The sequence below is a fragment of the Rhodococcus sp. TAF43 genome (assembly GCF_052113525.1).
Lineage (GTDB): Bacteria > Actinomycetota > Actinomycetes > Mycobacteriales > Mycobacteriaceae > Prescottella.
The window spans coordinates 1-20,573 of record NZ_JBFRDL010000065.1 but is presented as its reverse complement, the minus strand read 5'-3'; the positions used below and the strand labels follow the sequence as shown (position 1 = coordinate 20,573).

Sequence of the window (20,573 nt, the reverse complement as noted above, 5' to 3'; positions counted from 1 at the left end):
GATCAGGCGGGGACGATGAGTCCGGCGGTCTGGGTGCGGGCGGCGGCGAAGCGGGTGGCGACGTCGTTCCAGTTGACGATGTTCCAGAAGGCGTTGACGTAGTCGCCCTTGACGTTCTGGTAGTCGAGGTAGAAGGCGTGTTCCCACATGTCGAGCATGAGCAGGGGGGTCAGGCCGATGGAGATGTTGCCCTGCTGGTCGTAGAGCTGGACGATGATCAKGCGCTGGCCGATGGAGTCCCAGGCGAGGATGGACCAGCCGGAGCCCTGGATGGCGTTGGCGTTGGCGGAGAAGTGGCTGCGGAAGGCGTCGAAGCTGCCGAACTGGTCGTCGATGGCTGCGGCGAGTTCGCCTTCGGGCTTGTCGCCGCCGTCCGGGCTCAGGTTGTTCCAGAACACGCTGTGGTTGGTGTGGCCGCCGAGGTGGAAGGCGAGGTTCTTCTCGTGCAGGTTGACCACGGGGGCGAGGGCGTCGGCCTCGCGGAGCTCGGCGAGCTTGTCGAGGGCGGTGTTGGCGCCGGCGACGTAGGCGGCGTGGTGCTTGTCGTGGTGCAGCTCCATGATCTTGCCGGAGATGTGCGGCTCGAGGGCGGCGTAGTCGTAGGGGAGATCGGGCAGCGTGTAGACAGACACGAGAATCCCTTCTTCGCGGGCGTGGCGCCCTGACGTGTGTGTTCGTTGAATCGTGCTCGGGGATAACCCAATCTCATTGGTACACCCTGCGCAAGCCGCGTGCTGAGGTGGGAATAACCGTACAAAAAAGTTCGGCGACCCTGAAATCGGGCGTCGAATGCGCCCGTCGGACATTGCGGGCGGGGCCGGTAATTGGAACAGGCGGTGAACGGAACCTTAGGATCAGGCGATGCCATCCGACATGCCCGCTGCAGCTTCGCGGCCAGAGGTGGCACCTCGCGTCGACCTGACCGGCGCCGACCTGCTGCGCACCATCGCTGTGCTCGCCGTCGTCTACTCGCACATCTCCTTCTATCTGATCGACGATCTCGGGTCCGGTTGGTGGATGATCGACATCGTCTACGAGGTGTTCGTGGACGGGTTGAACCTCAACCAGCACCTGTCGTTCGTCGGCGTCGCCATCTTCATGACCCTGACCGGCGCGCTCATCACCCGATCCGCGATCCGGCACAGTCCCGCGCGATTCCTACTCGACCGGGTGGGCCGCCTGCTGCCTGCGTTCTGGATCGCGATCGCCGCCGCCGTGCTGCTCGTCAAACTGGGCGTCAACGGCATGTTCAGCGGGCAGCCGGGGCTCTCGAACGGCGAGGCCGCGCTCAGCTTCGTGCTCGGCGGGTTCTTCCTCAAACCCGAGGTCGCAGTGCTCGGTGTCACGTGGACACTGGTCGTTCAGGTGCTGTTCTACGTGTACTGCGTTGCCGCGCGGCCCATCCTGCGCACCCGGCCGATCGTGGTGCCGCTGCTCGGCGCGGCGATCTGCGCGCTGATCCTGCTCTACAACCTCTACGTTCCCCAGCCGTACACCGTGCCGATGCTGTCCAAGGTCGCCGCGACGTTGCCGACGATATTCCTCGGCCAGCTCATCTATCTGTGGTGGGCGCGCCTCGCCGACTGGCGCTGGGTGATCGTCGGTGTGCTCGCGCAGATCGAGGTGGTCCGGCTCGCTACCGAGATCCGCGTGTACTGGGCCGGGGACCGCTACCTGTGGACCATCGCCGTCGTCACCGCATGCGTGGTGCTCCTCGGTCGCTACCGGGGACGCCCGACGCGGTGGTCGGTGATCCGGTGGACCGCCACCCGCAGCTACGCGATCTACCTCGTCCACACGCTGATCCTGTACCGCGTCTACGAGAACGCCGTGGGCCCGCTCGGCCGCACCGGCGCCGTCATCGCGTTCCTCGTCGTCACCGCCCTGGTCTCGGAGGTGCTGTACCGGTGGGTGGAGGTGCCGGCCGCGCGCTGGCTGTCGTCCCGCACCAGCCGGATCGGCAGGAAGGCGACACCGTCCGAGCCACCCAAACCCCCCGAGCCCCCCGAACCCACCGGGGCGCCGGAGCAACCGGTGGACGCGTCGGACCACGCGTAGCATCGACGTATGTCTTGGTTCGATGACATCGTCGCCCGTGCCGGCGCGAAATCCGTGATGGTCACGCCGGATCAGGCCCTGCCGGGCCGCGCGACCCCGATGCCGGTGCCCGACGCCCACTTCGTCAACGGGCACCCGCTGCAGCCGCCCTTTCCCGACGGCATGGAGACCGCCGTCGTCGGCATGGGCTGCTTCTGGGGCGCGGAGAAGGAATTCTGGCAGCTCGACGGCGTGTACTCCACCGCCGTCGGATATGCCGGTGGCTACACGCCCAACCCCACGTACGAAGAGGTGTGCTCGGGACGAACCGGGCACACCGAGGTGGTGTCGGTGGTGTTCGACCCGAAGGTGATCTCGTACGAGGCAGTGCTCAAGCAGTTCTGGGAGAACCACGATCCGACGCAGGGTATGCGTCAGGGCAACGACCACGGCACCCAGTACCGCTCGGTGATCTATACCGGATCCGACGCGCAGGCCGCGACGGCCCGGGCCACCGCCGAGGCCTACGGCAAGCGTCTCGCCGACGCCGGCTACGGGGCTGTCACAACCGAGATCGCGCCGCTCGACACGTTCTACTACGCCGAGGACTACCACCAGCAGTACCTCGCGAAGAACCCCGGCGGCTACTGCCCCGTTCACGCGACGGGCGTCAGCTGCCCGGTCGGTCTCGGCGCCTGAGTCTCACTTCGGGTCGGGTCACCCGGGGATCTGCAGCGGTCCGACGGGCACGTCGGCACCCCACCGGGCCGCGCACGCGCGGCGGTACGGGCCGTCGAAGACGTGCAACAGGACGAACCGGGTCACCGGACCCACTTGGTGATGGAGCAGGTCGACCCGCTGCGGATCGAGGCTGTCGCCCAGCCAGTGTCCCTCGATCCCCAACTCCCACTTCGATTTCGGTGCGATGTTCTCGGTCTGGTCCCAGTGGTCCCACTGGGCCTGGGTCAGTGTGCGAGTGGCCAGGGGCATCGCCTCGTCCTCCTCGCGGCGCAGGTGCGGGAGCAGTGTGTCTTCGAGGCCGGCCAGTGCGTCGGCGAACTGTCCTTCCGCAGTGGGGGATTCGTCGTCGTGGAACAGTGCGGCCGCCGCCTCGAGTCGGTCGATCTCGGGACCGATCCGGGCGTGGTCGGCGTCCATCCGCTCCAGCACCGGTGCGGCGTCCGGGTCGGCCCGGCGGATCAGCGGCCACAACCCGCGGTCCTCGGCGCTGTGGTGGGCATGGAGGAACTCCATCATCCAGCGCGTGTGGTCGGCCAGCGCGCAACGCTGCCGGGTTTCGATCCGGCCGATCTCGAGGACGTCGTTCGTGCGGGAGAGGTCGCGGCGAAGGGCATCGTGCACCACCCCCATCATCGTGGTATCTGCAGGGGTAGAAGCAGTTTCGTTGGATCTTCCGTTCATGACGGGCTCCCGGTGTCGCAGTATCGGTTTCGGCCGCGACCCAATTCCAGGCTAGGACCCGAGCCCGATCGACACAAGACCACGGGACGCGCCGACGCCGGTACGCGCCGGCCCGTCCCGTGAGAGATCAGGCCGCGGGCAGCGGTTCCGGGTCACGCTCGTTCGACGCGGACTCGGCCGCGACCTGGGCCGTGATGGACTTGCGGTGGCGGTGCAGCGTCATCACGATGATGATCGCGATGAGCGACGACGCGCCCGAGATCAGGTATGCGACACCCATGCTGCCGTCGCTGTAGAAGCCGTAGCCGTCGATCACCGTGGCGATGTTGGAGTTCAGTACCGCGAATGCGATGACCGGCATGATCGACGCGACCAGCGTCTGCGACGCCTGGACCATGCTCGCCATCGAAGCCTGCACGGACGGCGGGACCGACGCGATGACGAGGTTCGGGATCGACGCCGTCGTCGCGCCCATGCCGAGGCCGAACAGCAGGATGCCGAACAGCACCTCGACCTTGCCGCCGTGCCAGAAGGCGGTGACCAGCGATCCGAGCATCATCAGGGCTGCGCCACCGGCCAGCGTCAGGGTCGGGAACTTGGTCCTCAGCATGCGGCCGACGAGCACGCCGCCGATGACGCTGCCGACACCCATGGGGATCTGGATCAGCCCGACGCCCTTGGCGTCCACGCCGAATCCGTAGCCGAGGCCCAGTACCGCCGGGGTCATGCACATGATCGGAATGAGCGTGGCGTACAGCGAGATCGTGCCGTAGGCGAATCCGGCCGACAGGCAGATCCGGAACATCGGACCATGACGGAAGAAGCGCAGGTCGACCAGCGGATCGGTGGTGCGAAGAGCGAGCGGTACCCAGATCGCGATGAGGGCGAGGCCGCCGATGATCAGCAGCAGGGGACCGCCGTCCGTCCATCCCCAGCTGGGGCCGAAGCTGATGCCGCCGAGGATCGCGGCCAGGCCGCCGCCGAGCAGGGCGGCGCCGACAACGTCGAGCCGGGCCGAGTTGCGGACCGGCGACTCCGCCGTGGTGAGGACGACGAGTGGGATCATCACCACGAGCGTGACCAGGAGGAACCAGAAGATCGACCGGAAGCCCCACGCGTCGACGAGCAGGCCGGTGATGAACGGCGCCGGGATCGTCATCAGGCCCATGCCGCCTGCGGCGAGGCTGACCGCGAGGGCCAGTGTCTTCGGCGGGAAGACGTCGCGCATGAGCGAGAAGCCCAGGAACATGCAGGCGATGATCACGCCGAACAGGGCGCGGCCGAGCACGAGGATCAGGAAGCTGGGGGCGACCGCGGAGATCAGGGCGCCGACGGCCGCGATGGCCATGCACGCCAGGAACACCTTGCGCTTGCCGTGGATGTCGGCGAGCTTGCCGGCGAGGGGGCATGCCACGGCGGCGGCAAGCAGGTAAGCGGTGGTCACCCACGCGATCTGATCGGTCTTGAAGTGCTCGCCGATGGGCATCATCGCGACCGAGGCCATCGTGGAGCTGATGGAGACGATTTCGAGGACGACTGCGATCGAGATCAGCGACAGGATGAGGCGCGGGGTCCAACCGCCTTCGGATACGGCGCGCGGCTCGGTGGCTGCGGTGCCGAGAGTTCCTGACATGTAACGCCTTTCTGGGAATGTGGTCCGGGTCACGATGTGACGCCCATTACAGATGGCGCGGGACCGTTCACAGATAGCTGTCCCGTTGAACGGAACACGAATTTCGGCCGGGTGCCGGAAATGCGAAGTGCACACCGGGTTTCGCCAGGTGTGCACTTCGTGTCCGGTCATTGTCACCGCTAATCGTCTGCGGCCGTTGACATGTCCGCGCTGTGAAATTGTCTTGTCAAACGTTTGTTGTCGGTCAGTCCAGTTGGGGCATGACCTCGGAGGCGACCAGCTCGAGGTGGTCGAGATCGGCGAGGTCGAGCGTCTGCAGATAGATCCGCTGCGTCCCGGCCTCGCTGTAGTGTCCGATCTTGTCGACCAGCTCGGCCGGGGTACCCGCCAGACCGTTCTCCCGGAGCTCGTCCACCTCGCGCCCGATGCGGGCCGCGCGCCGCGCGATCTCGTCCTCGGTGCGCCCGCAGCACAGGACGAGTGCGTTGGAGTAGACGAGCTTGTCCGGGTCGCGGTCCACGGCCGCGCACGCCTCCCGGACCCGGTCGAACTGCGCCACAGTGTCCTCGATCGAGACGAACGGCAGGTTGAACTCGTCCGCGTAGCGGGCCGCCATCGCGGGGGTGCGGCGCTTGCCCATGCCGCCGATCACGATCGGCGGGCGCGGCGTCTGCACCGGCTTGGGCAGCGCGGGGGAGTCGGTGACCGGGAAGTGGGCGCCCTCGTGGGTGAAGGTCTGCCCCAGCGGCGTCTCCCACAGTCCGGTGATGACCGCGAGCGACTCCTCGAGCCGGTCGAAGCGCTCACCGAGCGGCGGGAACGGGATGCCGTACGCCCGGTGCTCCTCCTCGAACCAGCCGGCGCCGAGACCGAGCTCGATGCGCCCGCCGCTCATCGCGTCGACCTGGGCCACGGCGATCGCCAGCGGGCCCGGGTATCGGAACGTGGCCGACGTGACCAGCGTGCCGAGGCGGATCGTCGAGGTGTCCCGGGCGAGCCCGGCGAGCGTGATCCACGCGTCGGTGGGTCCGGGCAGGCCCTCGGCGTTCATCGCGAGGTAGTGGTCGGACCGGAAGAACGCCTCGTACCCGAACGCTTCGGCCGCCCTGGCGACCGCAAGAAGATCGTCGTACGTGGCGCCCTGCTGCGGTTCGGTGAAGATTCTCAGGTCCATGCCCCCACTGTGCCGGACGCGGGAATGTGACCTGCGCCGGAGGACGTGTCCGAAGGGAATGGAACCGATCCGCCCGATGCCGCGTCAGATCAAGTGTCGGGACGGGAGCGTCCCGACGAATGGGGGGGAGCCGGGCCGGAGTTCGGAACGAGGGATGGGGCACACATCCTGTCGGTGGGGGAACTCCGGCCCGTGCGGGCCCGTGCCGACCCCCTCGCACGCCACCCCGTTTCCATGCAAATCCACACAGGTTGTGGATTGCTGCTACGCCCGGCCGTGCACAGTTGTCAACGAATCATCCAGAGCATGCCTCTGACCTGTGGATGATGCCCTCCAAGTTTGTTCAGAACTGTGGATGAGCCTGTGGAAACTGTGGATAACTCGATAGTTCAAGTGCTGCAGATCACATTTTAGGACCCAATAGGCGACTCGAGGACTCTCGAGCGTCTCGGTCCGGTCACGAACTGCTCTGGCGCGTAACGAGAGATGGGCGGCCCGGGAACGTCGCTCGTGCCAGAATCGAGGTTGTGAGCATCCCGCACGTTCCCACCGTCGCCGTGAYGGATCTGCCGACCGAGCCCGCTGAGGCGATCGTGCTGTTGGACGTGCGCGAGGAGGACGAATGGGAGCTCGGCCACGCTCCCAGCGCGCAACACATCCCGCTGGTGGACGTGCCCGCTCGTATGGACGAGATCGACATCGACGCCGAGGTGTACGTCGTGTGCCGTCAGGGCGGGCGGTCGATCGTCGCCGTCGAGTACCTCAACAACCTCGGTTTCGACGCCTACAACGTCGCCGGCGGCATGGTCGCGTGGCAGAACGCGGGACTGCCGCTCACCGCCGACCACGACCCCGGTTCGGCGAAGATCTACTAGATGAGCGTCGTCCAGGTCTGCGCGCGCTGCGCATCCCGGTGGCCGGTGGCCGGCAGCCCGGCCCAGTGGTGCCCGCGGTGCGGCGGCGTCCTGCTCTCCCCGGTCGACACCGCCCGCCCCGCCCCGGCGGCAGGCCGAAACTTCCGCTGGGTCGCGCGTAGCCCGTACCCGCCGCTGGGGCGTCGTCGTCCCGCCCCACGCCGCCTCGGCCCGACGCCGCGATACAACCAGGTTCCGCGGTGGGGTCTGCTCGATCCACCGCCGCCCGAACCGGACGACCGTGCTCCGCGCACCGAAGTGGCCGCGGACCTCGCGCCCACCCTTCTCACCTGCACCGCGATCGTCTTCGCGCTCGCCGCGGTCTCCGAGGCCTTCCGGTACGCGCTGCTCGTGTTCAACCGGGTGCGACTGGTGGACCCGGTGACGCTCGCGGTGTCGGATGCGGCGGTGTGGGCGACGCAGGTATCCGCGCCCCTGGTCGCGCTGGCCGCTGCCGTCACCACCGTGTGCAGGCTCGTCGTCACGCGCCGCGACGTGTTCGCCGCCCGGAGACTCGCCGATCCGCGGACACCTCGATCGCTCGCCCTGGGCGTTCTCGTCCCGGTCGTCAACCTCGTGATGCCCGGGGTGTACCTCACCGAGATCGCCGGCGACGACCGCCGAACCCGCACCGTCGTGCGCATCTGGTGGACGACGTGGGCCACCAACGGTGTCCTGGTCGCGATCGGACTGCTCTGGCGCAACCAGGATTCGCTGCAGGCGCAGGCCGACAGCGTCGTGCTGGCCGCGATCACGGCCGCCGTCGGCGCCGCCACGGCCGTGCTGACGCTGTACGTGATCCGGTGTCTCGACGGCCTGGACCTGTTCGGTCGGCCGCGCCGCGTCACCCGGTGGGTCAACGCGCCGCAACCCGAGAAGGCAGAGGAGGCGATGGCCGGATGAGCCCGGATCGACGAGGTCCCCTCGTGGTCGCCCACCGCGGTGCCTCGGCCGAACGGCCCGAACACACCCTCGCGGCCTACGACCTGGCACTGCAGGAAGGTGCCGACGGACTCGAGTGCGACGTCCGGCTCACCCGCGACGGCCACCTCGYCTGCGTCCACGACCGTCGGATCGACCGGACCTCCACCGGTTCCGGCATCGTCAGCGAGATGACGCTGCAGTCGCTCGGCGAACACGACTACGGCGCCGGCGGCGAGCCCGCCGGACTGCTCACGCTCGCCGAGCTCATCACCTTGACCCTGGACTGGACGTCGCGCCCGACCAAACTGTTCATCGAGACCAAGCACCCCGTCCGCTACGGCGGTCTCGTCGAGAGCAAGGTCCTCGCCGAACTGGCCCGCTTCGGGCTGGCCGCGCCCGCGTCCGCCGACCACTCGCGCGCCGTCGTGATGTCGTTCGCGGCCAGCGCCGTGTGGCGGGTCCGGCGGGCGGCGCCACTGCTCCCGACCGTGCTGCTGGGCGACGCGTCCCGCTACCTCGGCGGCGGCGCCGCGACCACCGTCGGCGCCACCGCCGTCGGGCCGTCGATCCGGACACTGCGGGAGCATCCCGAGATCGTCGACAAGGCCGCCGCGGCCGGCCGCGCCACCTACTGCTGGACCGTCGACGACCCCGCCGATGTCGTGCTGTGCAAGGAGCTCGGGGTGAGCTGGGTGGCGACCAACCATCCGGGACGCACCAAGAAACTGCTGGGCGGCTGAGAGAATCCGCGCGTCCGTGTAGGTTTTGGCCTCGTGGGTAAGAAGAGCAAGAGAAACAGTGGTCCCAAGCCGGGCAGCGGTCGCGCCGAGAAGCTCGAGCAGCGTCGCCTCGCACGCGAGGCCGAGGTAACCGCGCCGACCCGGCCGTTCGAGGGCCTCGCCGCCGAATGCGACCTCGTCGCGCTGCGCGAGTTCGTGCCGTCCGCGCTCGCCGTGCTGCCCGTCACCGACGCCGGTAAGCCCGTGACCGCGGCGACCGTGCTGCCCGGTGCCGTGGCCGCGCTGGTCCGGGACGAGTCCGGCGACGCCGGCCGATACGTCGGGCTGCAGGTGCAGGCGCACACCGCCGACCCCGGCGCCGACCTCGGTGCCGCCGTGGCCTGGGCCCAGACGGCCGAGCCGGGAACCTCGCTCACCGCGGCCAACCCGGGCGCCGACAGCCCCCGCCTCGCGGACCTGATCGTCGCGGACGCGCTGCCGACGATCACCGTCCACCAGAGCTTCGACTGGTGGATCCCGGAGGGCGTCGAGCCGGCCGCCGACGTCGCCGCGACCGTGCAGCAGGCCAATATGGYGATCATGCCGTCCGCGCGTGTCGAGGCCGACGGCGTCGTCGCCGCGTGGTGGGTGGATGCCGGCGAGAAGGCGCACCTGCGCTGGGTGCGCCCCGAGGACGAGGACGCGCTGATGCCGGCCCTCGCCCGCGTCCACGCCGCCGGTGGACTGCACCTGGGTGAGGGTTCGCGTTTCGCGGGCTCGTTCCGCACCCACGGCCTGCTGGTGCCGGTCTTCGACCTCGACCCCGAGAAGCACGCCAACGAGTGGGCGGCGGCCACCGCGGAGCTGGGCGATCGCCTGGCGCAGGCGCTGACCGTCGACGCGCCGCTCACGGCCGCCGAGTTGCGCGCCCGCGACGGCCTGCGGGGCCGTCAGGTCACGCTGCGCTGATCAGCGCAGAAGACGCGGAAGGTCCCTTCACACGCTGCGAACGTGTGAAGGGACCTTTCGCTGTTTCGGTCGCTAAATGCTGCCGCCCGCGGCGGACGGTGCACCGGATGCGTCGTCCACACTGCTCATCTCTCGGGCCACGAAGTCCTCGAGATCGAACAGGTTGGAGCCGGCACGGTCGGCGATGGTCAGCAGCGTCGTCATGCGCGCGACCTCCTCGACCTGTTCCTTGAGGAACCACTGCATGAACTGTTCGCCCAGGTAGTCGCCGTCGTCGCGCGCTGTGCGGGCGAGCGTGACGATCTGCTCGGTGACCGACTTCTCCTGCGCGAGTGCGAGCGCGATCGGCTCGCGCGCATTCTCGAAGTGGCTCTTGGCCGGGTCGACGCCGGTCAGTTCCACCGCGATGTCCCGATCCAGGAAGTACTGGATGATCATCATCGCGTGGTTGCGTTCCTCGTTGCCCTGCTTGTAGAAGTGCCGGGCCAACTGGGGGAGATCCGCGTTGTCGAAATAGACCGCGGTCGCCAGGTACTGATGCGACGCGTTGAATTCGTTGCGGATCTGGTCGTGGAGAAGTGCGTGAAATTTCGTCCGATGCGAATCGTCTGAGGCACTCATGTGTCAAAGATATCGCTGGTCAGCTGGAACTGTCATCCAAGCGGTACCTAATTGAGGCAAGTATGGCCTCAATTAGTGCTTGCTAATTTAGGCTGGGCTGCCCTGGAAAACGTATGCCGCAATTGCCGAGCGGCAATTGCGGCATACGTCCGAAATTCGTCAGGCTCCGGCGCCCGCGATCCGCGGAGCGGTGGAGTCCGCCGTCAGGCCCGAGCTCATCTCGCGAGCCACGAAATCCTCGATGTTGAAGAAGTTGTCGCCCGCTCGGTCGACGATGGTCAGAAGCGTCGTCATGCTCGCGACCTCTTCCACCTGTTCCTTGAGGAACCACTGCATGAACTGTTCGCCCAGGTAATCGCCGGTGTCCCGGGCAGTGCGGGCGAGGCGAGTGACCTGCTCGGTGACCGTCCTCTCCTGCGCGAGAGCGAGCGCGACCGGCTCGCGGACCGATCCGAACTCGGTGACGACGGCGTCGATCCCGGGCACGACGACGGGCAGGTCGTTGTCGATGAGGTACTGGATCATCATCATCGCGTGATCGCGTTCCTCGGCGGACTGGCGGTAGAAGCGGCCCGCGAGCTGCGGCAGATCGTGGGAATCGAAGTAGACGGCGACCGCGACGTACTGCTGCGAGGCGGTGAATTCATTTCGGATCTGGTCCTGCAACAGTCGGTGGAACTCGTTCGTGTGCGCCGCTTCAGTCATGGACCGAACATTACCGCCCGGATTGGGGGCCGGACCCGGTGCTGAGCCGTGAAAGCGTCCACAGCGACGAATATCACGGCGCGCCGGTCAGGAGGGTCTGCGGAACCTGGCGATCATTTGCAAGCGCATCGAAGAATTCCGTGGCCTTTTCGCGATCCCACAGAAGGACGTCGCCCCAACCGTCGACGACCTCGAATCCGCCGACCGGCACGGTCGTGGTGACCATCTTGCCGCGCAGGCCCCAGGCGAGTCCCGCGAGATTCCACAGATGGTCACCGTCGTCGACCTGCAGCGAGTTGGCCGTCTTCGACATCATCGGCCACAACCGCAGCGGGTTGATCAGCGTCGTGGGCGAGGTGGCCTTCTTCAACAGTGCGCTCATGAACGCGCGCTGGTTGTTCATCCGGTCCAGGTCGGCGAGGGCCGTCGCGCGAGTGCGGACGAATCCGAGGGCCTCGGGCCCGGTCAGTTTCTGGCAGCCCTCCTGCAGATTGATACCGGCGAGGGGGTCGTCGATCGGGTACGGCACGCACATGTCGACACCGCCGAGGGCGTCGACGATGCCCGCGAATCCGCCGAAGCCGATCTCGGCGTAGTGGTCCATCCGCAGGCCAGTGGCCTCCTCGACGGTCTGCACCAGCAGTTGCGGGCCGCCGTTGTTGAAGGCGGCGTTGATCTTGCCCCGGCCCATGCCGGGGATGTTGACGTAGGAGTCGCGGGGAATGGACACCATCGTGGTGGCGCCGCTCTTCGGGACGTGCACGACGATGATCGTGTCGGTGCGCTTGCCCTCGATGTCGCCGCCCGCCGCCAGCTCCCGGTCCTGGTCCGCGGTCAGGCCCTCGCGGCTGTCCGAGCCGACCAGCAGCCAGTTGGTGCCGGGGGTGTCGGCGATCCGGCCCGGGTAGTCGGCGAGCGCGTCGACGCGGTTCAGCTTGGTGTCGAGGAGCAGCAGTCCACCGACCGACGCGACCATGAGCACGATCAGCACCAGCGCGACGCGGCGCAGCCACCCGCCCCGCTTCCGCGGTCGTCGCTGCTTGGGCGGTTCGGCCGGCGCCGACGGGGGACGCGGCGGCTGCGGCGCACGCGGCGGGGGTGCGGCCGGCGGGATGCGGCGCGGCTCGGCGTACGGCTGCGGCTTCTGGGTCGGCGCATAGCCGCCGGGCGGCGGTCCGGCGGGTGCCTGGGACCAGGCCTGCTGCGGTTCGGGCGCCTGCGACCAGGCGCGGGCCGGTCCGGGGCGGCCCGGGTTCGGGCCGCCGGGGCGTCCGTCGCGGCGGATGACCTGGGTGCCCTCGGGCTGTGGAGGCTGCTGCGGCCGGCGCTGCGGCGGCTGACCGCCTGGCGGCGGCGGGGGAATGCGGCGCGGCGGCTGGGGCCGGCCGCGCGGCGGCGGGCCCGGCTGACGTCTGTCGGGGGTCTCGCCGTTCACGATCACCGAGAATACGCAGGAACCGGTCGGACCGGGATCACGGCAGCCACGACACGTGCCCGCGCAGCAGTGCATAACCGACGAATGCGACGGTGTCGATGAGGGCGTGTGCGATCACCAGTGGCCACAGTTTGCCGGTGCGCTGCCAGTACCGGCCGAAGATCAAGCCCATCAGGACGTTGCCGAGACCACCTCCGAGCCCCTGATAGAGGTGGTAGCTGCCGCGCAGCAGCGCCGATGCCAGCAACGACGAGTTCTCGCTCCACCCGAGTCGCCGCAGCCGGGAGATCAGGTAGGCGACCACGAGGATCTCTTCGGCCGCGGAATTCGCGATCGCCCACAGCACCAGCACGGGCAGGCGCCACCAGTGATCGTCGATCGTGCTGGGCATCACCGTCAGGTTCGCGTCCAGCGCGACCGCCGCGAGGTAGAACGCCAGGCCGGGGAGTCCGATCAGCGCGGCCAGACCGACGCCGGGCAGCACCGCGTCGCGCAGCTTCGTCCGGCCCAGGCCGATCCGGGTGGGGCCGAGGCCACTGCGCCACAGCAGGTACAACCCCAGGGCCGCCCAGGCGGCCAGTTTGAGGACACCGAGCAGCTGTCGGGCCAGGTCGATGTACGACTGCGTCGACCGGGACGGATTGAGCGCGACGGCCTGCTCGGACAGCCCGCCCGGGGCCAGCGCCGATTCGAGCAGCGACAGCGCGCTGTAGATCCCGTTGAGGCCGAACGTCACCAGCAGGACGATGGTGATCTCGAACCACAGGGCCCGCCGCTCCCGCGCGTCCAACGGCGGCGTGGGTGGCTGCGGGGTCGCCGGACGGAGCCACGAGTCGACGGTGGTACGCGAGATCACCCCGTCGACGCTAGACGGAACGCGGCGCGAACGGCGTCAGGCGTGCTTGGCGAGGGACTCGGCCCGGGCACCGAGGCTGGGCAGCCGCAGGTCCGCGAACGGTGTGAGCGCGTTGCCCAGCCGGTTTGTCACGAACGCGACCGACAGCCCGGTGTCGGGGTCGGCGAACGCACCGGATCCGCCCAGCCCGTAATGGCCGAACGCGCCGGAGTGCTGGGTGCGGGCCGCGACCAGCGCCGCGTGGTACCCCAGCCGCCAGTTCATCCGGATCCCGAGCACGTAGTCCCGGGCCCGGGTCTGCACCTCGCTGAGCTGGGCGATCGTGTCGGGCTCGAGGAACCGGATGCCGTCGACCACGCCGCCGTTCGCGAACGCGGCATACATGCGCGCCAGGGCGCGGGCGCTGAACACGCCGTTCCAGCCCGGCATCACGAAGTCGTGGATCGTCGGGTCGCGCACCAGGAGGTCGAAGCCCTCCGGCATGCCGGCGTCGGCGATGTCCTTGAGATGCGGCACGAGCGACAACGCCAGCGACGTCGCGCCCCACGGCACCCCGTAGGGGTTGATGTGCGGGAACACCTTCGCGATCCGGCCCTTCTCGGACTCCGGCACCTGGAACCAGAACTCCGGGATGCCGAGCGGTTCGGCGACCTCGGTCCGGACCAGTTCGGTGAACGGCTTGCCGGCCACCCGTGCGGTCAACTCCGCGATCAGGGAGCCGTACGTGACGGCGTGATAGCCGGGCATCTTGGTGCGGCGCGGGTCCGGCACGGCGGCGGCCAGCGCGGCGCTGACCCGGTCGTGGTCGAGCAGCGCGAGCCGGCCGGGCACCAGTCCGCGGATGCGGTGCAGGCCCGCGCGGTGGCTGAGGAGTTCGCGGACCGTGATCGACTCCTTGCCCGCCTCGCCGAACTCGGGCCAGTACTCGGCGACGGTGGAGTCGTAGTCGATCAGTCCGCGCTGCGCGAGGCGGTGCAGTACGGTGCTGGCCACGCCCTTGCCGGTGGAGAACGACAGCGTGACGGTGTCGGAGTCCCACTTGCGGATCGGGGACGCCCACCCGGCCCAGATATCGAGGACGGGCCTGCCGTACAGGTACACGGCGAGGGCGCCGCCTCCGTCGCGGGTACGCCGGAACAGGTGGAAGAACTGGGTCGCGAGCGCCTCGAACCGCGGGTCGACGAGCATCGTCGTGGGCGGTCGGTACTGCTCACGGCGACGAGGGGTCCCGCCCGAGTCTCGCCGTGGGATTGCGGCAGTCATGTCGAGCGAACTTCCTGAATTCGTTCGAGATCGCCTAGCGCGGTCTCGGTCTCATCTGTAAAACGTTCGAGTTCCGGAACTGATTCCGGATTAGCGAGAAACCCGAAGTCGAGCCGGTCGGCGTAATGGCAGATCGTGATGTTCAGGCCAGTCCCGTCGAACACGATCGACAGCGGGTACATGTGCCGCAGTTCGGCGCCGTTCCAGTACAGCGGGGACTTCGGCCCCGGGACGTTGGAGATCACCACGTTGTAGCTCGGTGGCAGCAGTTCGCCCAGTGGCAGGATCCGGGCCACGTTCGGGAGGAGCGAGGGTACCGACGCGAGCATCGACGCGCTGGACCCCATCGCCCGCACGCGCCGTTTGGCGTCTGCCATCGAGTGTCGGATCCGGTCCAGCCGGGCACGCGGATCCGCCAGGTCGGTCCCGAGGGTGCACAGTGCCAGGCCGAACTCGTTGCCGCCGATGGCCTCCTCGCGTCGGCGCTGTGCGACCGGCACCAGCGCGATCAGGGACGTCGACGGCAGTTCGCCCTGCGCCGACAGGTAGCTACGCAGTGCGCCCGCGCACATCGCGAGCGTCACCTCGTTGCCGGTCGCTCCGGTCGCGCGCTGGATTGCGCGCAGCCGCTTCTTGGGCCACGACTTCCCGACGAACGCCCGGTCGGGTCCGACCTTGCCGTCGAACACGGTCCGGGGTGCGCTCAAAGGCAGAGCGGTCGACTCGGTCGTGACGCCTTTGCCGAGCCAGTCGAGGGCACCGATGGCGGTGTGACGGACGATGTCGGCGGCCGCGACGGCGCCGGAGATCCCGTCGCGCACCAGTCGGAGGGGGTTCCGGGAACGGTGGTCGGAGGTGGGCTCCGGCTCGTCCGGGGTGAGCAGCAGCGGCATGCCGCGGCGCTGGGGGTCCGGGTCCATGGACTGTTCGATCATGCGGATGCCCGACATCCCGTCGAGCGTGGCGTGGTGGATCTTCCCGTACAGCGCGAACCGGCCACCCGCGAGACCCTCGATGAGGTAGCCCTCCCACATGGGCCGCGAGCGGTCGAGGCGGGTCTCGTGCAGGCGTGCGACCAGCGCGAACAGTTCGTCGTCGCCACCCGGAGAAGGCAGCGCGAGCCGTCGCAGGTGCCGGTCCATGAGGATCCGCTCGGCGGGTTGCCAGGTTGGTAAGCCCGCGGTGGCGAACGAGAGAACCGGTTGCGCCATCAGTGCGGACTGCGCGCTGGTGGCGTCCAGCGCGGCCCGGTAGGCGTCGGCGGCGAAGGTGTCGGTGCCGTCAGGGGACGGGCCGAAGACCAGCAGTGCGCCGATGTGAAGGGTGCGCGAGCCGATCTCGCCGGCGAGCAGCAGCACGTCCACCGGCGACATCAGCGTCGTTGTCGTCATCGCGCACCGCGATGCAGGCTCACAAATTCTCTGTACACCCAAGTACGGCGAGCGGGGCCGGTATCGGTCCGCAGTGACCGACCCGCAACGGAACTAGTGCCTCGCCCGCAATCCGTTGACGAACGGGCAGCCGACGAGGATCCGCAGGGCCCGGCTCAGCGACGGCGCGTCGTCGACGGGTTCGGTGAAGTCCATCCGCACGTCCCGGTCGCCCGACACCCCCTCGATGCGCAGCCGGATCCCGTACCGATCGATGCCGAGCGGGCGGACCGGGCCGGTGCGCAGCGCCGAGGGCAGCCGCCGGGCCAGCAGCTCGACGAGGTCGGCATGGTCCTCCTCGAGGTGCTGCAGCCAACCGGTCTCGACCTCCCAGAACGGGTCGGGGTCGGCGGCGAGCAGGTCCTCGACGGTGACGGCCTCGGCGCCGCTGCTGTCGGCGACGACGGCCGAGTCGAGCCGCAGGCGGAGCAGCGTCGCGCCGTGCCCGACGTCGAGCAGGGCCGGGCGCGGGTGTTCGGCGGCGACGTCGTCGGCCAGGCCGCGGGCGCGGTCGTCGGGGACGGCGACGAGGGTGCCGCGCAGCCAGACGAGGGAGCGGACGGGTTCGCGCAGCGCGAGGGGTGCGAAGTCGGTGAGCTCGAGGACCGCGGGCAGTCCGCCCGCTCCGGCCTGCCAGGCGAGTCCGATGGCCGTCGAGTCGGACGGCGCCAGGAGCACGGCGGTGCCGTCGGCGCGCAGGTGGTGCAGTGAGGTCTCGGTGGGATCGCTGCCGGCGATCGCGAGCACGGCTCCGGTGGCGCGGGCGCTGGTGCTCCGCATCCGTTCGGCGGTGGACGGTCCGGTGGTGGTGCGGTTCATGGCGGCATCCTTCGGGTCGAGACGCGAGACGGAGGCGGTGGCGGTGCGATCGAGAGCTGCGAAATTAGGTAAACCTAAGCTAATTCCTGGAGGGGTGGACGGCAACCCCTCGGACGCGGAAGCGGGAGTTTTCGCCGGTCCGGGCTAACGTGTTGGGGTGTCGATTCCTGTTTCCCTGTCGATGCCGACTCTTCCGTCCCGCAACAGCGCGCCGCAGCCGCTCGTGGCGGGGCTACTTCTCCGGCGGCGGGATACCGCCGTCCCGGCCGTCGTTCGCGACGCCGTCACCACCGGACCGCAGATCGTGGCCGCGTCGATCCTCACCGCCGCGGCCGGGACCGACGCCGACGCGGGTGCCGTCGTCATCGACCTCGACATCGATCCGGACGAGCTGGCCGGGGCCGTCGAGCACCGTGCGCTGCGCTACCACGTGACCTGCACGACCGAGCAGGTCGAGGACGCGATCCGTCTGCGACTGCCCGCGCCCGTCACCGTCTTCGTCACGGCGTCGGACCCCTCCGACCCTGAAGCTGCCGACGCCGCGAGCCTTGCCGAGTCCGCGCAACTGCTCGCCGACGCCGGCCACAGCCCGGGGCTGATCGCCGGCAGCCCGGCCGACGTCGTGGCCGATTTCCTCGCGGTCCTCGCGCACACGTCCGTCGGTTTCGTCGGGCGGGCGCGGGACGGTGCCGAGGTCCTCGCGCTGCTGTCCGGCACCGTCGCGGCGCTGCGCGGAGACGACGTCCGGGCCGCCCTGTCCGCACCCGATCCGGCCGCGCTGGCGGCGCTGATCCCGGAGGCGGCCGAGGCGGTGCGCGGCGTGCTGCTCGGCATCGAGGTCGACGACCCCGATCAGATCGAGGGCGTGCTCGCCGACGCCGGTCTGCTGTAACGGAACCGGAACCGATCCGCGAAGTGCGCCGGACGGGAGTGCGTAATCTCGTAGGCGTGCCTCGTATCGCGTACTTCGGACCCAGCGGGACCTTCACGGAGATGGCCCTCGCCCAGCTCGAGTCGGGCGGCACGTTCGACGGTGTCGTCGAGCGGGTGTCCGCCGGAAGCCAGGCCGCGGCGATCGAACTCGTCCGCGCCGGTGACGTCGACGGCGCCGTGGTGCCGATCGAGAGTTCGGTGGAGGGCTCGATCCGTCCGACGATGGACGCGCTCTCCCTCGGCGACCGGCTGCAGATCATGGCCGAGACCGAGCTGGACGTCGCGTTCACGATCGTCGGACGCCCGGGCACCACGCTCGACGACGTCCGCACCGTCCGTGCCTATCCGGTCGCGACCGCGCAGGTGCAGGRCTGGCTCGACCGGAACCTGCCGAACGCCCGTGTGGAGCCGGCGTCGTCGAATGCCGGTGCCGCCGAGGATGTTGCCGCCGGCGTCGCCGACGCCGGGGTGTCGACCGCGTTGGCGGGGGAACGGCTGGGCCTGGTGGCGTTGGTGTCGGGCGTCGCCGACTACGACGGAGCCCGCACCCGTTTCGTGCTGGTGACCAGGCCGGGTCCCGCGCCCGCCCGCACCGGTAACGACCGGACCAGCGTCGTGCTCCATCTCGACAACGTGCCAGGCTCCCTGGTTCGGGCGATGACCGAATTCGCGACCCGGGGCATCGATCTGACGCGGATCGAATCCCGGCCCACGCGCAAGGAATTCGGCACCTATCTGTTTCATCTGGACTGCGTCGGGCACATCGACGACGGACTGGTCGCCGAGGCGCTCAAGGCGCTGCACCGGTTCAGCGACGTCCGCTTCCTCGGGTCGTGGCCGTCGGCCGTGCCCGGTGGCGGCGCACCGATGCCCGTCGCCGACGACACCGCATGGCTCGAAGGCCTGCGTCGTGGGGAGGAGAACGCGTGAGCGGTCGGTTGATCCTGGTCCGACACGGGCAGACCGAAGCGAACGTCGAACGGCGGCTCGACACCCGGCTCCCCGGGGCGCGGTTGACGGCGCTCGGCCGGACGCAGGCCCAGACCCTCGGAGGCCGGCTGGCGGACCGGCCGCCGACAGCGCTGGTGTCGTCGCAGGCGCTGCGGGCCCGGGAGACCGCCGGGTTCGTGGAGACGGCGTCGGGCATCACGCTGCAGGTGCGGGAGGGGCTGCACGAGGCGCAGGCCGGTGAGCTCGAGGACCGCTCGGACATCGAGTCGCACAAGATGTTCGCGAAGGTGTTCCACACGTGGCACGCGGGTGACCTGTCGGCGCGGATCCCGGGTGGCGAGTCCGGTATCGACATCATCGAACGGTATGTGCCGGTGGTCGATTCGCTGCGTGCCGAGTACATCGACGCCGGTGCCGGTGGCGACGTCGTGGTGGTCAGCCACGGCGCCGCGATCCGATTGGTGGCCGCGTACCTGGCGGGCGTGCCCGGCGCGTTCGCCGCGGACCGGCATCTCGAGAACACCTCGACGGTGGAGCTGGTGCCGACCGACACGGGCTGGCGGTGCGTGCGGTGGGGCACCTACGACCCGCCGTTCGATGCGACGCCGCAGCGGCCGTGGTTCGACCCGGAGGCCGCCGCGGCCACCGACGACCCGATGGGCTGACGGTCAGTCGAGCTGCGCGAGCAGGCCGTCGAGTGCCTGCCTGAGCCGTCCCGGGGTGCCCGGGCTGAACGAGGTCCACGGGGTGCCGTCGGTGGCGACGCTGGTGGTGCCGACGATGCGCCCGGCGGCGGTGTCGAACACCGTGACCGGTCCGTGCATCAGACCGGGATGCCCGGCTTCGTGCACGATTCCGACGATCTCGGTGAACGTCGTGCAGCCCACGAACGCCGGCCCGACGACGGTGGCCTCCGCGGCCGGGACCCCGATCGCCGTCAGCTGGGCGGCCGCCGTGCCCGGGTCGACGATCCGGTTCAGGGCGGCACCGAGGTCCGTGGTCGGCCGGTTGACCACCCCGAATGCGAGGGGCTCGGCGCGACCGAGGGCGTGGACGATCGGCCCGGCCAGGTCGTGCTCGAGCCGCTGGACGGTGAACGTGTCGCCGCTGCGCAGCGCGAGCACGGCCATCTCGTCGTCGCGGGCCAGGCACAGTCGCGCGACGGTGCCGTCGATGTAGCGGCGCAGGGCGATCTCGTCGCGGGGCCGGGCGAGGGCGCGCAGCCAGCCGGCCAGTTCCGGGTGCACCGCGATCCCGTCGATCAGCCCGGCCGCCGCGAGGGAGTCCTGCGCCGACCGGAAGACCCGGTCCCGCTCGGGCAGCGAATCGAATCGTGGGGCCGCGTCGAGCACGACCGGCAGGACGTCGATGTCCAGGAGGTCCACCAGCAGGTCGAGTTCGTCGACGTGCAGGGTCGCGGACGGCAGGGTTGCGGTCACCGGTTCGATGCCCAAGTCGATCACCGCCCGTCCTCGGGCAGGTCGGCGCCGATCACCGACGGGATCACCGTGCGCCCGTCGGCGAAGTGCTCGAACTGCTTGAGGTAGCCGGGGGTGGCGTGCTCGGCCTCGTCGGATGCCAGGGCGCCGCGGTGTGCGCCCATCGGGGCGCCTCCCATCGCGGTCCCGCGGGCGGCCGCGGCCGCCGACGCGTCGGCGCGGGCTGCGTCGATCGAGCCCGGGCCGGTGGCCGGTCCGGCACCGGTCCCAGGGGCGCTGCGCGAGCCCGACCCGTCGAGCTGCCCGGCCTGCGCCCAGCCGTCGGGGAG

General features: G+C 69.5%; 21 protein-coding genes and 1 pseudogene. 9 read left to right on the top strand and 13 right to left on the bottom strand.

The features are described 5' to 3' along the window. Positions 1-2: 2 nt before the first annotated feature. Positions 3-632, bottom strand: a complete 630-nt coding sequence (locus AB4Z09_RS26525) for a superoxide dismutase (protein WP_442241076.1) — start codon at positions 630-632, stop codon at positions 3-5. 229 nt (positions 633-861) lie between these two features. On the opposite strand from AB4Z09_RS26525, the gene AB4Z09_RS26520 reads away from it, so the two are divergent. Then, positions 862-2,058: an acyltransferase family protein gene (locus AB4Z09_RS26520; protein ID WP_254622724.1), complete on the top strand. Its 1,197-nt coding sequence runs from the start codon at positions 862-864 to the stop codon at positions 2,056-2,058. A gap of 9 nt (positions 2,059-2,067) precedes the next feature. Further along, positions 2,068-2,736: a peptide-methionine (S)-S-oxide reductase MsrA gene (msrA, locus tag AB4Z09_RS26515; RefSeq protein ID WP_114724163.1), complete on the top strand. Its 669-nt coding sequence runs from the start codon at positions 2,068-2,070 to the stop codon at positions 2,734-2,736. Positions 2,737-2,754: 18 nt separating this feature from the next. On the opposite strand, the gene AB4Z09_RS26510 is transcribed toward msrA, so the two are convergent. From AB4Z09_RS26510 to AB4Z09_RS26500, 3 genes are all read right to left on the bottom strand, one after another. Beyond that, positions 2,755-3,459, bottom strand: a complete 705-nt coding sequence (locus tag AB4Z09_RS26510; protein ID WP_174907428.1) for a hemerythrin domain-containing protein — start codon at positions 3,457-3,459, stop codon at positions 2,755-2,757. Between the two features lie 127 nt (positions 3,460-3,586). Continuing rightward, a complete protein-coding gene (locus tag AB4Z09_RS26505; RefSeq protein ID WP_442241075.1) occupies positions 3,587-5,092 on the bottom strand; it encodes an MFS transporter in 1,506 nt (501 codons plus the stop codon). A gap of 244 nt (positions 5,093-5,336) precedes the next feature. Continuing rightward, the gene (locus tag AB4Z09_RS26500) at positions 5,337-6,266 is read right to left on the bottom strand and encodes an LLM class F420-dependent oxidoreductase (RefSeq protein WP_442241074.1); all 930 of its coding nucleotides are present in this window, start codon (positions 6,264-6,266) and stop codon (positions 5,337-5,339) included. 527 nt (positions 6,267-6,793) lie between these two features. Here AB4Z09_RS26500 and AB4Z09_RS26495 point away from each other — a divergent pair. From AB4Z09_RS26495 to AB4Z09_RS26480, 4 genes are read left to right on the top strand one after another with little or no spacing between them, the layout of a single operon-like run. Then, positions 6,794-7,141: a rhodanese-like domain-containing protein gene (locus AB4Z09_RS26495; RefSeq protein ID WP_442241073.1), complete on the top strand. Its 348-nt coding sequence runs from the start codon at positions 6,794-6,796 to the stop codon at positions 7,139-7,141. Next, positions 7,142-8,083: a DUF4328 domain-containing protein gene (locus AB4Z09_RS26490; protein WP_442241072.1), complete on the top strand. Its 942-nt coding sequence runs from the start codon at positions 7,142-7,144 to the stop codon at positions 8,081-8,083. It begins immediately after the preceding gene. Then, positions 8,080-8,844, top strand: a complete 765-nt coding sequence (locus tag AB4Z09_RS26485; protein ID WP_442241071.1) for a glycerophosphodiester phosphodiesterase — start codon at positions 8,080-8,082, stop codon at positions 8,842-8,844. The genes AB4Z09_RS26490 and AB4Z09_RS26485 overlap by 4 nt, the downstream gene beginning before the upstream one ends. A gap of 33 nt (positions 8,845-8,877) precedes the next feature. Beyond that, positions 8,878-9,792, top strand: coding sequence for a DUF5926 family protein (locus tag AB4Z09_RS26480; protein ID WP_442241070.1), 915 nt, complete (start codon positions 8,878-8,880; stop codon positions 9,790-9,792). A 72-nt stretch (positions 9,793-9,864) separates the two neighbouring features. On the opposite strand, the gene AB4Z09_RS26475 is transcribed toward AB4Z09_RS26480, so the two are convergent. The 7 genes from AB4Z09_RS26475 to AB4Z09_RS26445 form a co-directional block, all read right to left on the bottom strand. After that, positions 9,865-10,413, bottom strand: coding sequence for a ferritin (locus AB4Z09_RS26475; protein ID WP_114724155.1), 549 nt, complete (start codon positions 10,411-10,413; stop codon positions 9,865-9,867). Between the two features lie 159 nt (positions 10,414-10,572). Further along, the gene (locus AB4Z09_RS26470) at positions 10,573-11,118 is read right to left on the bottom strand and encodes a ferritin (protein ID WP_114724154.1); all 546 of its coding nucleotides are present in this window, start codon (positions 11,116-11,118) and stop codon (positions 10,573-10,575) included. A gap of 73 nt (positions 11,119-11,191) precedes the next feature. After that, entirely contained in the window at positions 11,192-12,553 is a 1,362-nt protein-coding gene (locus AB4Z09_RS26465) for an LCP family protein (RefSeq protein WP_429520138.1), read from the bottom strand. A 37-nt stretch (positions 12,554-12,590) separates the two neighbouring features. Next, on the bottom strand, positions 12,591-13,409 hold the full coding sequence (locus tag AB4Z09_RS26460) for a CPBP family intramembrane glutamic endopeptidase (protein ID WP_114724153.1): 819 nt from the start codon (positions 13,407-13,409) through the stop codon (positions 12,591-12,593). A 36-nt stretch (positions 13,410-13,445) separates the two neighbouring features. Then, positions 13,446-14,672, bottom strand: coding sequence for a serine hydrolase domain-containing protein (locus AB4Z09_RS26455; RefSeq protein ID WP_114724152.1), 1,227 nt, complete (start codon positions 14,670-14,672; stop codon positions 13,446-13,448). Beyond that, positions 14,669-16,063, bottom strand: a complete 1,395-nt coding sequence (locus tag AB4Z09_RS26450) for a WS/DGAT/MGAT family O-acyltransferase (RefSeq protein ID WP_442241069.1) — start codon at positions 16,061-16,063, stop codon at positions 14,669-14,671. Before AB4Z09_RS26450 ends, AB4Z09_RS26455 begins: the two co-directional genes overlap by 4 nt. A 93-nt stretch (positions 16,064-16,156) precedes the next feature. Continuing rightward, positions 16,157-16,921, bottom strand: a complete 765-nt coding sequence (locus tag AB4Z09_RS26445) for a DUF2470 domain-containing protein (protein WP_174907440.1) — start codon at positions 16,919-16,921, stop codon at positions 16,157-16,159. 157 nt (positions 16,922-17,078) lie between these two features. On the opposite strand from AB4Z09_RS26445, the gene AB4Z09_RS26440 reads away from it, so the two are divergent. From AB4Z09_RS26440 to AB4Z09_RS26430, 3 genes are read left to right on the top strand one after another with little or no spacing between them, the layout of a single operon-like run. Further along, positions 17,079-17,813, top strand: coding sequence for a hypothetical protein (locus AB4Z09_RS26440; RefSeq protein WP_174907442.1), 735 nt, complete (start codon positions 17,079-17,081; stop codon positions 17,811-17,813). 56 nt (positions 17,814-17,869) lie between these two features. Further along, on the top strand, positions 17,870-18,784 hold the full coding sequence (pheA, locus tag AB4Z09_RS26435) for a prephenate dehydratase (RefSeq protein WP_442241068.1): 915 nt from the start codon (positions 17,870-17,872) through the stop codon (positions 18,782-18,784). After that, positions 18,781-19,470 (top strand): histidine phosphatase family protein, encoded by a 690-nt coding sequence (locus tag AB4Z09_RS26430; RefSeq protein WP_114724147.1) that lies wholly within the window; start codon positions 18,781-18,783, stop codon positions 19,468-19,470. The genes pheA and AB4Z09_RS26430 overlap by 4 nt, the downstream gene beginning before the upstream one ends. Positions 19,471-19,473: 3 nt before the next feature. Here the strand turns inward: AB4Z09_RS26430 and AB4Z09_RS26425 are convergent, their stop codons facing one another. After that, complete coding sequence (locus AB4Z09_RS26425) at positions 19,474-20,268, bottom strand: ESX secretion-associated protein EspG (RefSeq protein WP_174907445.1); 795 nt, start codon at positions 20,266-20,268, stop codon at positions 19,474-19,476. Continuing rightward, a pseudogene (locus AB4Z09_RS26420) lies at positions 20,265-20,573 on the bottom strand (PPE family protein); the annotation flags it as partial. The gene AB4Z09_RS26425 and the pseudogene AB4Z09_RS26420, both read right to left, overlap by 4 nt.

Excerpts from the sequence above, each read along its gene's own strand:
- AB4Z09_RS26520 (WP_254622724.1), top strand. The coding sequence starts at position 862 with ATGCCATCCGACATGCCCGCTGCAGCTTCGCGGCCAGAGGTGGCACCT.
- msrA (WP_114724163.1), top strand. The coding sequence starts at position 2,068 with ATGTCTTGGTTCGATGACATCGTCGCCCGTGCCGGCGCGAAATCCGTG.
- AB4Z09_RS26510 (WP_174907428.1), bottom strand. The coding sequence starts at position 3,459 with ATGAACGGAAGATCCAACGAAACTGCTTCTACCCCTGCAGATACCACG.
- AB4Z09_RS26505 (WP_442241075.1), bottom strand. The coding sequence starts at position 5,092 with ATGTCAGGAACTCTCGGCACCGCAGCCACCGAGCCGCGCGCCGTATCC.
- AB4Z09_RS26500 (WP_442241074.1), bottom strand. The coding sequence starts at position 6,266 with ATGGACCTGAGAATCTTCACCGAACCGCAGCAGGGCGCCACGTACGAC.
- AB4Z09_RS26490 (WP_442241072.1), top strand. The coding sequence starts at position 7,142 with ATGAGCGTCGTCCAGGTCTGCGCGCGCTGCGCATCCCGGTGGCCGGTG.
- AB4Z09_RS26475 (WP_114724155.1), bottom strand. The coding sequence starts at position 10,413 with ATGAGTGCCTCAGACGATTCGCATCGGACGAAATTTCACGCACTTCTC.
- AB4Z09_RS26470 (WP_114724154.1), bottom strand. The coding sequence starts at position 11,118 with ATGACTGAAGCGGCGCACACGAACGAGTTCCACCGACTGTTGCAGGAC.
- AB4Z09_RS26455 (WP_114724152.1), bottom strand. The coding sequence starts at position 14,672 with ATGACTGCCGCAATCCCACGGCGAGACTCGGGCGGGACCCCTCGTCGC.
- AB4Z09_RS26450 (WP_442241069.1), bottom strand. The coding sequence starts at position 16,063 with ATGACGACAACGACGCTGATGTCGCCGGTGGACGTGCTGCTGCTCGCC.
- AB4Z09_RS26445 (WP_174907440.1), bottom strand. The coding sequence starts at position 16,921 with ATGAACCGCACCACCACCGGACCGTCCACCGCCGAACGGATGCGGAGC.